This is a genomic window from Nostoc sp. CmiVER01 (assembly GCF_034531135.2).
GTDB lineage: Bacteria > Cyanobacteriota > Cyanobacteriia > Cyanobacteriales > Nostocaceae > Nostoc.
Genome location: NZ_JAVRBU020000001.1, coordinates 59,312 through 73,883, shown reverse-complemented (window position 1 = coordinate 73,883; position 14,572 = coordinate 59,312). Strand labels below are relative to the sequence as shown.

The 14,572-nt window shown below is 41.1% G+C and carries 5 protein-coding genes; all 5 read left to right on the top strand.

The features are described 5' to 3' along the window. Nucleotides 1-325: 325 nt before the first annotated feature. The 5 genes from RMZ43_RS00275 to RMZ43_RS00255 all read left to right on the top strand — a co-directional run bounded on the left by RMZ43_RS00275 (nt 326) and on the right by RMZ43_RS00255 (nt 14,177). Nucleotides 326-3,415, top strand: a complete 3,090-nt coding sequence (locus tag RMZ43_RS00275; RefSeq protein WP_416212425.1) for an esterase-like activity of phytase family protein — start codon at nt 326-328, stop codon at nt 3,413-3,415. Nucleotides 3,416-3,844: 429 nt separating this feature from the next. Further along, nucleotides 3,845-6,511, top strand: coding sequence for an alkaline phosphatase family protein (locus RMZ43_RS00270; protein ID WP_322652957.1), 2,667 nt, complete (start codon nt 3,845-3,847; stop codon nt 6,509-6,511). 410 nt (nt 6,512-6,921) lie between these two features. Further along, a complete protein-coding gene (locus RMZ43_RS00265; protein WP_322652956.1) occupies nt 6,922-8,532 on the top strand; it encodes a putative Ig domain-containing protein in 1,611 nt (536 codons plus the stop codon). Between the two features lie 813 nt (nt 8,533-9,345). Then, nucleotides 9,346-12,345, top strand: a complete 3,000-nt coding sequence (locus tag RMZ43_RS00260) for a peptidase domain-containing ABC transporter (protein WP_322652955.1) — start codon at nt 9,346-9,348, stop codon at nt 12,343-12,345. 263 nt (nt 12,346-12,608) lie between these two features. Next, entirely contained in the window at nt 12,609-14,177 is a 1,569-nt protein-coding gene (locus RMZ43_RS00255) for an HlyD family efflux transporter periplasmic adaptor subunit (RefSeq protein ID WP_322652954.1), read from the top strand. Nucleotides 14,178-14,572: the final 395 nt, after the last annotated feature.

Below are 14,572 nucleotides of genomic sequence, written 5' to 3'. Positions count from 1 at the left end.
TACTTAATCATTTCTTCTATTTAATTTTATCTTATCTTAATCTTCTCCTGGAAAAATATTTTCTGAATCTCAGATTATAGACTCATTACTCACTAACACAGATTAGTAGTTGACTGAACAGATCGCAGTTGGCAATTGCTGACGTAATTGAATAATTGATTAATTTTGGATACAAGTTCTCAAGCTATATTTTTGCAATTCTGAAATTTACCAATAATTCCGTTTTCTAGCCTGAGTTCATGATTTATTTTTCCCACAAGTAATGATAAAACTTCAATAGCTTGTGATGCAGTTAAATCCAAATACCCAACCAACATTCTAAATTATGGCAATTGAGTTAGTCGGCTTTGCTTCTTTACCTGCTGATACCTTTAGTGATGGGCCAGCTTCTGGTGCAGACGTTTCAGCTAATGGCAGAACCGGGCCTTTCCCAGGACAGCCAATACAAGGCTTTAGTGGTGTCCAATTTGCTAACAGTGACTCTTTGTACTTTTTATCAGATAATGGTTACGGTAGCAAAGATAATAGTGCAGATTTTCTACTACGAATCAATCGTGTAGATCCAAATTTTAAAGGGACAGAAAATGGAGACGGCAGTGTTAAAGTTTTAGACTACATCCAACTGTCTGATCCTAATAAAAAAGTTCCTTTCCAAATTGTCAATGAGGGAACTACTGGAAGATTATTAACTGGTGCAGACTTTGATGTAGAGTCATTCGTCTTTGATAAAGATGGGACAATCTGGGTAGGAGATGAGTTTGGCCCCTACCTACTACATTTTGATGCGACTGGTAAGTTATTAGAGGCTCCGATCGCTACACCCGACCGATTCAAAACTTTAGATGGAGAAGTTCCTAAAGTAATTGGTCATAGAGGTGCAAGTGGCTATCGTCCAGAGCATACCTTAGAGTCTTATAAACAAGCAATTGCCCGAGGCGCTGACTTTATTGAGCCTGATTTGGTAGTTACAAAAGATGGTGTGCTAATTGCTCGTCATGAGCCAGCTTTAGCAGTTTTGAACGCTGATGGTACTGTCAATTTCAACAATACAACCACAGATGTTTACAAGCATCCAGAGTTTGCCGATCGCAAGAAAACGGTAAGTTTAGATGGAAACACAATTACAGGTTGGTTTGCTGAAGACTTCACCTTAGCTGAAATCAAGACTTTACGTGCAGAAGAACGTCTACCTTTCCGCGATCACTCCTTTGACGATCAATTTGAAATTCCTACCTTCACGGAAATCATCAATTTAGTTAAGCAAGTAGAAGCTGATACAGGTAAAAAGATTGGTATCTACCCTGAAACTAAGCATCCGACCTATTTTGCCGATGAAGCTACCTATGTTGGCACCACGAACAAAATAAACAGAAACATCAGCCAGTTATTAATCGATACACTGAAGGCAAATAATTTTACTGACCCCAGTCGCATTTTCATCCAGTCCTTTGAAGTGAGTAACCTTAAAGAACTGCACGATCGCATTATGCCTGCGGCAGGGGTGGATATTCCCCTTGTTCAACTTTTAGATGCTAGTGACATTGACATTAACGGCAAGATCATCGAGAGTCAGCCTTATGATTTGAAAGTCAGTGGTGACACTCGCACTTATGGCGACTTGCGAACACCAGAAGGTTTGGCTGAAGTTGCCACTTATGCTGATGGCATTGGCCCTTGGAAGCGGATGATTGTTAGCGTCAAAGGTACTGACGCTAATGGTGATGGCAAAGCCGATGATGTCAATGGCGATGGAGTAGTCAATGATGCTGATAAGACAACATTACCTCCCTCTACATTAGTTCAAGATGCTCACAATGCCGGGTTGCAGGTTCATCCTTACACCTTCCGAGCAGAAGATCAATACTTAGCAGCAGATTACAAAGGCAAGCTAGCACTAGAAATTCAGCAGTTTTATCAACTAGGGGTAGATGCACTCTTCTCAGATTTCCCAGATATCGCCGATGGAGTACGGGATAAACTCAGAGACGATCCTCAATATAATATAGTGCGATCGCCACAAAACCCCGATGTTCTTTCAGGAGATGCTTTTGCTAACTTAGCTAGTTCCAAAGGTTTTGAAGGTGGAGCAATCAACGCCAGCAAAACCAAACTCTATATGCTGCTAGAGGGTACGGTTCAAGGCGATACTCCTGGTGCTTTGCGGATTAACGAATTTGATATTGCTAGCCATAAATACAGCGATCAGTTACGTTACTACAGATTGGATAATCCGTCAAATTCCATCGGTGATTTAGCAGTAATTAATGATAATGAGTACCTAGTTATTGAACGGGATAACAATCAAGGGGCTGCGGCTAAATTTAAGAAGATTTACAAAATAGACTTGTCTAAGACAGATTCTAATGGCTATGTAGCTAAACAAGAAGTTGCAGACTTGTTAAATATCCAAGACCCCAACGACCTGAATGGAGATGGTAAAACTACCTTTGACTTCCCATTCCAAACCATTGAAAATGTTTTAGTTGTTGACAAAAACACCATTTTGGTAGCTAATGACAACAACTATCCTTTCTCTACAGGTCGTCCTGGAAACGATCCTCAAAATCCAGTCATAGACAACAATGAAATTATTCTGTTGAAGCTGGATAATTCCCTCAATCTTGCTCCTGGTTTAGGTCAACCTCAATCTGAAGTAATTAAGTTTGGCTCCACTACCAGCGATAATATTACACTTGAGCCAAATCAAACTTTATTTACAGGCGACGGAGCAGACTTTGTACAGGGTACTAAAGGTAACACAATCCAAACTGGGAATGGGGATGATACGGTGCTTGTGGATAGTAACTCCTTGGTGTCCACAGGAGATGGTAACGATCAAGTCTTGATTGGCGCAAATAGTCCTGCTAACAACACTAGTGCTGACGGTGGAAATGGTAATGATAAAGTTACCGTAGTTGAAGCCAATGGTAGTAATAATCTATTTGGGGCAGCAGGCAATGATACTCTCACAGTAGTTGAAGGAACTCGTCAACTATCCTTCGGTGGCTCAGGTAACGACACCCTCAAAAGTAATGGTAGCAATAACCGTCTCTACGGTGGTTCTGGGGATGACAAACTCTTCTCTAGTGCTAATGATTCAGTGTTTGGTGGTGATGGTGATGATGTGCTATTTGCAGGTATTGGAGGCGGTAATCGCTTAACTGGTGGTGCTGGTACTGACCAGTTTTGGATTGCTAACGCCAGTCTGCCAACTAGCAAGAACATTATTACTGATTTTGCCAGTGGCATTGATAAAATCGGGCTGGGCGGTATTAACTTCAGTAATCTCAGGCTATTGCAACAGGGTGCTGACACTATCGTGAAAACCGGAAATATAGAGTTGGCTTCATTAGTGGGAATTGTATCAACTAGCCTCACAATAAATGATTTCGTTTTTTCTGCTAGTGTCATTTAGCCCAAAGATGATTACAGCTTAGATGTAACATTCATTAATTAAGCTGTAGCAATTTTGCTAATGCAAAAAAGTGATATAGAAATCATATTTGATTTGCTCTCCACCGAAAGGAGCAGATCCCCGATTTATTGAAGGAATCGGGGATCTTTTTGTTCGTAAAGAGCCTTCTGCTTTTTGTCCCAAATCTTAACTTTTTTATAACCTTTCTTAAACATTGAGCAACTATCTTTTGAGGCAGTGACCAGAGTTATACTCATTTGATTTTCTCCACTAATTTATGTGGACACCAAGCATTTTGTCGCCAAATACTACCCAGGTTTCTCTAGCAAAAAATTTTTCAGTTTGGGTTGAGTGTAATTAATCGCTCAGTCTACAGACATACAATTGCTGCGATTAATCGTAGCTCACAATACTTAAGGATTAACTGACATGGCTGATACAAATGGCAACGGTAGAAATGTCATTATTTTTGTTGCAGATGGATTGCGTAACGGTTCTGTAAACCCCATTGATACGCCAACTTTATATAGCATCCGTCAGCAGGGAGTTACTTTTGCCAATAGTCATTCACTGTTTCCGACATTTACCACGCCGAATGCTTCTGCGATCGCCACCGGGCATTATCTTGGTGATACAGGTGACTTTAGCAACACCATCTACACTGGTTTTCCTAGTGCTAATGCCAATGGTAGTGTTACGCCATTTATCGAAAATGATGCGGTTCTAGGGGATATTGACGAAAAGTTTCCCGGTAACAACTTTTTAGATGAAGAGTCACTTCTAGCTTATGCGCGATCGCAGGGTTTCAACACAGCAGCAGTTGGTAAACTAGGGCCAGTTGCCATCCAAGATGTTACCCAAGTTAATCGAGAAGGTGGTACTACAGGTACTATTCCTACTCCCGATACAATTATTATTGATGACACTACAAATGGTGCAACACCGCCGCCTACAGCCGCCGGTTCACCTTCTGGTGTTCCACTCGATCCAGATATTGTTAATCGCTTACAAGCAGCTGGTCTAGATGTAAAACCCACACCACGAGTCCAACCAGCTGGTAATAATACAACTCCTGGCACTCTCAATGCCAATATTGCTCAACAACAATATTTTGCAGATGCCACTACCAAAGTAATTTTACCCAAGTTTCAGGAAGACGGTAAACCATTCGCATTGGTTTACTGGTCAAGAGATCCTGATGGTAGTCAACACAATCAGGGTGATAGTTTAAACACTTTGACACCAGGTATCAATGGCCCTACGTCAAAAGCTGGGGTCAAAAATGCTGATGATAATTTAAAGCAACTTCTTGACTATCTCAAAAGCACAGGCTTAGACAAGACTACTGATGTCTTTGTTACTTCTGACCACGGTTTTTCTACCATCAGCAAACAAGCTATTGATAGTCAAGGCACAAAAACTACAAGTTATGCTGCCACCCAAACTTATGAAGGCGTAAATCCGGGATTTCTACCAGCAGGCTTTGTGGCGATTGATTTAGCTCACGATCTCGGTCTACCATTATACGATCCTAACCCGACAACCCTTCCCCCAAACCTCAACCAAATCCAGTATGCAACTGTTGATGCCACAAAAGGTCAACGTCCTATTTCTGGGAATGGTGTAATTGGTGGTACAGGTCAGGTAATTAATGGCCAACTTGACTCAGGTACAAAGATAGTTGTAGCTGCCAATGGTGGTTCTGACTTAATTTATCTGCCTAATGGCAATGCTAACTTTGCTAAACAAGTCGTGGATCTGCTTTCCCAAAAAGACTACATCAGTGGTATTTTTGTAGACGATGCCTATGGAGACATCCCAGGTGCTTTACCACTGAGTGCGATCGGGCTAAAAGGTGATGCTAAAACACCAGTTCCATCTATAGTTATCAATTTCAAAAGCTTTAGCACTGACCCAAGCAACCCAAACAATCCTCAAGCTCAAGTAGAAATTGCTGATACAACTTTGCAGCAAGGACAGGGGATGCATGGCAGCTTTGGTCGAGGTGATACTTTTAATAACATGGAGGCTATTGGCCCCGACTTTAAACAAGGCTATGTAGACTATGCACCCGTCAGTAATGCTGATGTAACGCCTACACTTGCTCGGATTCTGGGTTTAGATATTCCCAGTAATGGCGATTTAAAAGGTCGTGTCATTACAGAAGCACTAGTGGGAGGCCCGAATGCAGTTCTCTCCAATAAACAAGTCTTGACTTCGGAAGAAACTACTAATGGTCAAGCAACAACTCTAGATTATCAAAGTGTAGGTAATACTCAGTACTTTACAGCCGCAGGGTTTGATGGTCGCACTGTTGGACTAACAACACTAGACCTTCAATTTGGTTCTACTAACAGTGATGATGTCACACTCAAGCCAAAGCAAACCTTATTTACAGGCGACGGAGCAGACTTTGTAGAGGGTAATAAAGGTAACACAATTTTCACTGGAACAGGTGATGACACGGTGGTGGTCGGCAGTAACTCCTCGGTGTCGACAGGAGACGGTAACGATCAAGTCTTGATTGGCGCAAATAGTCCTGCTAACAACACTAGTGCTGATGGTGGAAATGGTAATGATGAAATTACCGTAGTTGAAGCCAATGGTAGTAATAATCTATTTGGGGCAGCAGGCAATGATACTCTCACAGTAGTTGAAGGAACTCGTCAACTGTCCTTCGGTGGCTCAGGTAACGACACCCTCAAAAGTAATGGTAGCAATAACCGTCTCTACGGTGGTTCTGGGGATGACAAACTCTTCTCTAGTGCTAATGATTCGGTGTTTGGTGGTGATGGCGATGATGTGCTATTTGCAGGTATTGGAGGCGGTAATCGCTTAACTGGTGGTGCTGGTGCTGACCAATTCTGGATTGCTAACGCCAGTCTACCAACTAGCAAGAACATTATTACTGATTTTGCGATCGGCATTGATAAAATCGGGCTGGGCGGTATTAACTTCAGTAATCTCAGGCTATTGCAACAGGGTGCTGACACTATCGTGAAAACTGGAAATATAGAGTTGGCTTCATTAGTGGGAATTGTATCAACTAGCCTCACAATAAATGATTTCGTTTTTTCTGCTAGTGTCTTGACTTAAAACGCGGATTTAATAAATTACAAAACCTAACCCCTCTTCTTAGTAAGGAGAGGGGAGCAAAAAGCCCGATTTTTTGTTACTCATTCTTGCTTTTGAGCGATCGCATTTCCAGGTAGCAGCCCAGGAACGAGATAGGGCAAAAGTTTTATCTTAATAAGCTTGATAACTCATAAGATGCTTAATTTGTAAAGTATGTAACTCTTAAAATATTATTAACCGAACCGTATTGGCTTCCGTTGTAGGGGTGATCTGCGGTAGTGTAACAGTGATAAGATATCCGGCACGGGCTGAAAAGTGGTTTCTGAGTTGTCGTAGTGAGAAACAATAACTCTACTACTTCAGCGTGATTTTTTCGTACCCTTTTTTTGGCGAAGATATTCATAAATAGTAAGTACTAATCAATTAAGATTATGGCAGCACCAATCTTGTCCAAGGCGATCGCAGACCAACAAGCCACCCAAGGTATTTTATTCACTTTCACTGTACCAGATGGCACTTTTACTGATCCAGATGTCGGAGATACTCTCACCTACACTGCAACTCTAGACGACGATACGCCTCTACCAAATGGATTGAAATTTAATGCTGCTACCCAGACTTTCAGTGGTACTCCTGATAATCAGGAGGTAGGTAGTCGAAACATCAAAGTTACCGCTCAGGATGGTGGTGGAGAAAAAGTCAGTGATGTGTTTAAAATCACGATTAATAATGTCAATGATCCTCCAGTCTTGTCTAAGGCGATCGCAGACCAACAAGCCACTGAAGGTATTTTCTTCAGCTTCACTGTACCAGATGACACTTTCACCGATCCAGATGTCGGAGATACCCTCACCTACACTGCAACTCTAGACGACGATACGCCTCTGCCGAATGGATTGAAATTTAATGCTGCTACCAGGACTTTTACTGGTACTCCTGATAATCAGGAGGTAGGTAGTATAAACATCAAAGTTACCGCTCAGGATGTTGCTGGAGAAAAAGCCAGTGATGTGTTTACAATTGCAGTTGCTGAGGGGACTCCTCTACTGACAAAAATTACAGGCGATATCTTTAGTGTCAAGACTAAGCTGAACCTTAAAGGTGATAAAGGAAAGCTCTCAATCAAGATTAAAACCAACACCTCCAAAGAGGTGAATGAACTGAATGTATTTACTGTTGATGATGAACAAGGTAGGATTAACGGCATAGCCCCTGGTGCAGAAGGCTATACACAAGCAGCTCTTTTGCGCTCCAAACTGGTTTTTTCTACCCTTGCCAATCTGCCTAATGGTTTTAATCCTGCCGATCTAACAAACATCTTAGAACTTGACTCTGATACCAAACTCAGATTTTATCTGGTATCTAACAGCACTACTCAGGATATACTCTCAGGAAAAAGCTCTTTCTCAAACGTTATTTTTTCCTCAGCTACAAATAACAACACAGAAGAGGAAGGGTTTTCTCTCAACTTCCCGGATTTGGTTGTGACGATTCAGCCAACAGATAAACAAGTAACTTTAGGTACAAATCTGCAAGATCAGTATCAAGGGGAACTGATTGATTTACGGGGTGTGGCACAATCGGTAACAGCTAACTTTGTAGTCAACAGAGAAGCTTCTTACAACAACTTTGTGGGCTTTTATCGGGTGGCTGATCAAAATGGTGGCATTGACACCAATGGTGATGGCAAAGCAGATATTCTCGTTGGACAGGCTGGTTACGCCCAAGCCGCCGTGCGTGGACGCGTTTCAAGCATTGACTTAAGAGTGAATAACCAAGGGACAGCAGATTCTACTGCGACTTTTGGGCCTGATTCTCTGTTTGCACCATTTATTATTGTTAATGGTAGTCCTGATACGATTCTCAATAACAATGCTAATAATAATGTTTACTTCGCATTCTTGGGTGCTAACTCAGACAAGACAGATCACATTCGGATGTTAGGGAACAACACCTTTGGCTTTGAGGATTTGGTAAATGGTGGCGACAAAGATTACAACGATATAATTGTGCAGGCAAATTTACGTATTAATCCTGCGTAATATCTAATCATAGTAATTACTTAGTAGTATAAAACAACCTCATACTGATTGAAAAAGAGGTTGTTTTATGCATAGTAATTAGATGAACTTGATATTAATTAAATCGGTAAATTTACCGAAGCCAGTTATTGTCTTTTATTCATAAATTTAATACTTAATTACTGTAAGGTGACAAAAAATCTTCACCTTTACTTTTCTAGTTAATTTTTATTAAATTAGGCTAGCAAAAAAGTGATGGAGAATTGTTTTACAAATCAGGTATAGCGCTGTTTGCTGAGAAAAGCTTACTATTTTGCCATCAGTGATACCGTCAATCCCCATACTCAAGAATTTGTTAAAAAAATTCCGAAATTTAAAGTTTTGTTTATTACATAATTCTTAACTAGGGTATTTACTTAAAAAAGCATCTGTGATAGTTTCATGTTGATTATCATAAATTAGAATAGGCGATACTAAATTTAATAACTGCGTTTATGTGTCTTCGTTTGATGATAAGTATCCATTTTACATAATTGCAATGCTAGTTACTGAGTTTAAGTTTGTATAAATTATGTAGTTTCCTTAAGTGATAACTTATCCTCAATGTATTTACACCATACTTTAATTGATTTTGAAAAACGCCCAACAATTCTAACCGTGTGATATAAATACATTCCTGCAATTAGACGAAGCTACCCTCTGTACTTTTACATATTTAGACACCGGAATGCACAGAAGTATTGTCAGTACTAGCATAAAAGCCAAAGCTCTAACTGTTAGTAAGTAATACTCCCTAATGTTTTCGGCTTAATTCCTCACTTTTACTTGTTTTATATGACTTATATTAAGAACAGTTTCCTCGAATTTGTCACCACCCTAGAAGGGTTTGATCGTTTACCAGATGCAGCGATCGCTAACCTATCAGAACAGGTGCAAGCTTGGCGCTATCGGATAGGTCAGAAAATTATTGGTAAGGAAAGTCTCCCAGAACACATTACCATCATTTATGAGGGACAAGTGCGCCTGTTGGGATACGATCCCCACACGCAACTGCCAACTACCCTAAAATTGCTGCAACCGGGGGAAATTATTGGCGAAATTGGTTTGTTACGCGATGTTGCCTGTGAAACCGCGATCGCCTCCACCGAAGTAGTATGTTTAACCGTGAGTGCATCGGCATATTTTAGCTTTCTGGGTTTATACCCAGATTTTGCCAATGCTCGCAAGAACCGCAGCTATTTAGTAGAAGTTTTTGATATTTTCAGCTCGTATTGGAAACAGCAACCGCTTGCTACTTTAAATTTTAAAGAAGTGGCAGAAAATGCCCTACCACAGGCAAAAATACATTACCTCCCTCCAGGGGCAACTCCATTCAACCAACTCGATAGCGAAAGGGTCTGGTTTTTGAGTGGCGGAGGTACAGTCACGAATTTCTCACCTGGCGATCGCATAGAATTCGATAATGACAGAGACAATATCCAAGTCATAAGTCAAAACCCTGCCCGGTTGGTTGGCATACATCCGTCAGATTTGATATTAGAAGATAGTCATGAGATAGTCCTTGCGGCAAGTAACACCACAGATAGCACAGAGGAATTAGATATTCCCTATGCATCAGACGAAATATTTCCTCAGACACCCACCCCAACCTCAAAAAGTTCGTCAAAACAAAAATACCCGTTTTTTAGTGGTAAGGGAGAATTAAATACAGCCTTCGCCTGCTTCCAAATGATTGCGAAGCACCTAGAAATGCCGTTTCGTCGAGAAGTGGTTCGCCGCATCTTAACTGAGCAAGTCAAACGTCAGGGTGTCATATCGTTTCAAGTTACTGCTTACCTGGCAGAGTTAATCGGACTGAAGGCGCAGTTGATAGAGCTACCAATCGCCTCAGTGTCGCGCATCCCCACACCGGCGCTGATTCGTTATGGTGATAATTTTGCCGTTTTATATGAAGTGGATGCAAATACCGTGGTTGTCGGTGTCCCATCCAAAGGAATTGTGCGCTGCAAACCCGCTCAATTAGTTGAACAATTAGATGTCGATCCAACCGACTTTCCGCCCAAAGTTAAGGTATTACTGCTGACTGCTACCAATCAAACACCGCAAGAGCGTTTTAGTTTACGGTGGTTTCTACCCTATTTGTCACGCCACCGCCGAGTTCTGATAGAGGTATTTGTCGCTTCCTTTTTCGTGCAGTTGGCAGCGTTGGCGAATCCTCTGGTGGTTCAGTTAATTATCGACAAAGTTATCACTCAAAATAGTATTGGCACATTACATATTTTGGGGATTTTACTATTAGTAGTCGGGCTATTTGAAGCAGTATTGACTACTTTACGAACCTACTTATTTGTCGATACCACTAACCGGATCGATATGGGTTTAGGGTCACAAATTATCGACCACTTGTTACGTTTACCACTGCGCTACTTTGAACGCCGACCGGTGGGTGAGCTTTCCACTCGTATCAACGAATTAGAAAATATCCGCCAATTCTTGACAGGTACTGCTTTAACAGTTGGGTTAGATGCTCTGTTTTCGCTAGTCTATATCGGTGTGATGCTGATTTACAGTTGGCAACTCACCTTAGTAGGCTTAAGCACAATTCCAATATTTGTGATTATCACCTTAGTTGCTTCTCCCACGATTAGTAGACAGTTACGTGGCAAAGCCGAACGCAACGCCGAAACTCAATCTTATTTAGTTGAGGTGATGTCAGGAATTCAAACCGTAAAAGCGCAGAATATCGAATTGCGATCGCGCTTTTCTTGGCAAGAGCGTTACGCTCGGTTTGTTGCTGCTGGTTTTAAAACTGTTGTTACTTCCACCCTCGCTAACTCTACCAGCAACTTTCTCAACAAACTCAGTAGCTTACTCGTTTTGTGGGTAGGAGCTTATTTAGTACTCCAAGGAGAATTAACTTTAGGCGAATTAATTGCCTTTAGAATTATATCGGGTTACGTCACCAGCCCAATATTGCGTTTAGCTCAACTCTGGCAAAGCTTCCAAGAAACAGCCTTGTCTTTAGAACGTTTAAGCGATATTGTCGATACGCCACAAGAAGGAGAAACAGACCGCTACAATATACCCTTACCTACGATTAAGGGAGCAGTGAAATACGAAAATGTTTCCTTCCGTTTTGGCACAAGTGGCCCTCTGCAACTTTCTAATGTCAACCTCGAATTTGAGCCAGGAAAATTTGTCGGCATTGTCGGACAAAGTGGATCTGGTAAAAGTACGATGATGAAGTTATTGCTGAGGCTTTACGAAACTGAGTCCGGCAGAATTTTGATTGATGGTTATGATATTGCCAAAGTTGAACTTTATTCACTGCGAAGACAAATTGGCGTAGTTCCCCAAGAAACGTTGTTGTTTGATGGTAGCGTTCAGGAAAATATTGCCCTAACCAATCCTGATGCGACAACCGAAGAAATTATCGAAGCGGCTCAGGTGGCGTGCGCCCACGAGTTTATCATGAACTTACCCAACGGTTACAACACGCGGGTAGGAGAACGGGGTTCTGCACTTTCAGGGGGACAACGACAAAGAATTGCGATCGCTCGCTCTGTTTTACAACGACCAAAATTGCTAGTTTTAGATGAAGCAACCAGCGCACTAGATTATCCCACAGAGCGGCAAATATGTCTCAATTTAGCCAAAGCATTCAAGGGTGATACAGTATTTTTTATTACCCATAGACTGAATACTGTAAGTAATGCAGACATGATCGTTGTGATGGATAATAGCAGGGTTATAGAAAAAGGTAGCCATCAAGAATTAATGGCTGCTAAGGGTCATTATTTTTACCTGTATCAGCAACAAGATGTGAACTTGTAATTAGTCAATTGCATTGGGCATGAGGAAGAGGCAGAGGGGCAGGGAGCAGGGAGCAGAGGAGAGTAATTTTCCCCCTGCTCCCTCATCCCCCTCACTACCCGCATCTTTTTCAAAATATTTCAGTTTGACTAACATTTTATAGATATAGCAATAACTGTAGGGTAGGTACTGTCACAAAATATCAAAATTAAGGTTTTCGCATTGGTAAAGAATGCCGACTCTACAAAAAATCCAAAATCTAAAATCCAAAATCTAAAATCGTTATGACTCAACTTAATGGGAATCACATCAACGGCAATCACAAAAATGGAGTCAAGCAAGATTCATTAGTCCTTACAAAACAACAGAAAGCTGCTCAACAGTCTTTAATCAACTCAAGTAGTCAGGAATTTGAGCAATCTATTGTCTTGCGCCAATCTCCAATGTGGTCGCGTACAATTATGATCACTCTAATGGCATTAGCCTGCTTTGGGATTGCTTGGGCTTATTTTGCCAAAATTGAGCAAGTAGTGCCAGCAACAGGGCAATTAAAGCCTGAAGGAACAGTCAAAGAAGTTCAGGCTCCTGTTAGTGGAGTCGTGAAAACAGTTAATGTTAAAGATGGGCAAGAGGTAAAGGCAGGAGATTTATTGCTAACTTTTGATTCCATCGCTTCTGTTGCTGAATTAGATTCTTTGAAGAAAATTCGCATTGCATTAATTAAAGAAAACCAAATTTATCGCCAATTGATGATGGCAACTAACACCAGTGGTTCTGAACTGTTATATTTACGCAGTAATTTGCCACAAGAAGCTGCTTTTCTGCTGAAAAGTCGGGCAACGTTAGTAGGAGAAAACGAATTATTACGGACTCAATTAAAAAATTCTGGTAGTGGTTCCGCACTAGGGATTGATGAACAACAACTTCTACAAGTTGCCAAAAAAGAATTAGACTCTCGCTCCTTGGCAGCGCAATTAGAAGTAGAAAAAACCAAAAAACAACTCGCTCAAAACAAATATAAGCTGGAAGATAGTAAAGCAAGTTTAGCGATTCAAGAGGGGATTTTAGCTAAACTTAAGATATTAGCAGAACAAGGTGGTATTTCTCAGCTTCAGTATCTCAACCAACAGCAAGAAGTACAAAACCGCACAGCAGAAGTGGCGCAATTGGGCGAGGAAGAAAAACGTCTCCAGTTTGATATACAAAAAGGGCAACAAGAGTTAAGCAATACAGTGGCTCTTTCTGATAAAAACATTTTGGATAAGATAGCTGATAACAAACAGCGCATTGCCGAAATCGATAGCCAATTCATGAAGGTTATTTTAGATAATGAACAACGTTTGGCAGATGTCAATAGTAAAATATCTCAAGCCCAGTTAAATGTTAAATATCAAGAACTCCGTGCGCCTGTAGCCGGAACAGTTTTTGATTTACAAGCAAAAAACCCTGGATTCGTAGCGACTCCGACTACAAAACTGATGCAAATAGTCCCAAATGAAAACTATATAGCTGAAGTTTTCATTACTAACAAAGATATTGGTTTCGTCCGAAAAGGAATGAAGGTAGATGTCAGAATTGACTCTTTTCCTTACAGCGAATTTGGCGATATCAAAGGGGAAGTGGATGGGATAGGATCAGACGCATTACCACCAGATCAAACACATCAGTTTTATAGATTTCCAGCAAAGCTCCATTTAGATAGACAATTCTTAGTGATTAAGGGGAAAAACGTCAAGTTACAATCAGGTATGTCAATTAGTGCCAATATAAAAGTACGCGAAGAACGGACTGTGCTTAGTTTATTCACTGAATTGTTTACCAAGCAAATTGATACCCTTAAAGAGGTACGTTAATATTATGTCCGCTTGATTGCTTATTAACCCGAAGAACCCCACCCCGCATTTGCTAACGCAAACGCTCCCTTCCTCGCAAGCCTACGGTGTACACACAAGTCGAATTACCCCCCTTAATCCCCCCTTTCTAAGGGGGGAAAAAGAAATCTATCTAGTTCCTTCCCCTTTATAAGGGGAGGGTTAGGGTGGGGTAATTCGAGGACTGGTAGTGATTCGATAACTTGTGTGTACACCGTAGCCCCGCAAGCGGGGAGGGGTTGGGGGTGGGGTGTTAGAGATTTTTGCAAGAGGTCTTTTATTGACAGACTACTAGTACAGCGCGGTAAAAATCAAACTACCATTTTAAAACTTACAAAAGTCTTGATATATAAAACTTTTGGCTTTTGACTTTTGAC

What these genes read in the sequence shown, in the direction of transcription:
- RMZ43_RS00275 (WP_416212425.1), top strand. Translation starts at nt 326, where the DNA reads ATGGCAATTGAGTTAGTCGGCTTTGCTTCTTTACCTGCTGATACCTTT.
- RMZ43_RS00270 (WP_322652957.1), top strand. Translation starts at nt 3,845, where the DNA reads ATGGCTGATACAAATGGCAACGGTAGAAATGTCATTATTTTTGTTGCA.
- RMZ43_RS00265 (WP_322652956.1), top strand. Translation starts at nt 6,922, where the DNA reads ATGGCAGCACCAATCTTGTCCAAGGCGATCGCAGACCAACAAGCCACC.
- RMZ43_RS00260 (WP_322652955.1), top strand. Translation starts at nt 9,346, where the DNA reads ATGACTTATATTAAGAACAGTTTCCTCGAATTTGTCACCACCCTAGAA.
- RMZ43_RS00255 (WP_322652954.1), top strand. Translation starts at nt 12,609, where the DNA reads ATGACTCAACTTAATGGGAATCACATCAACGGCAATCACAAAAATGGA.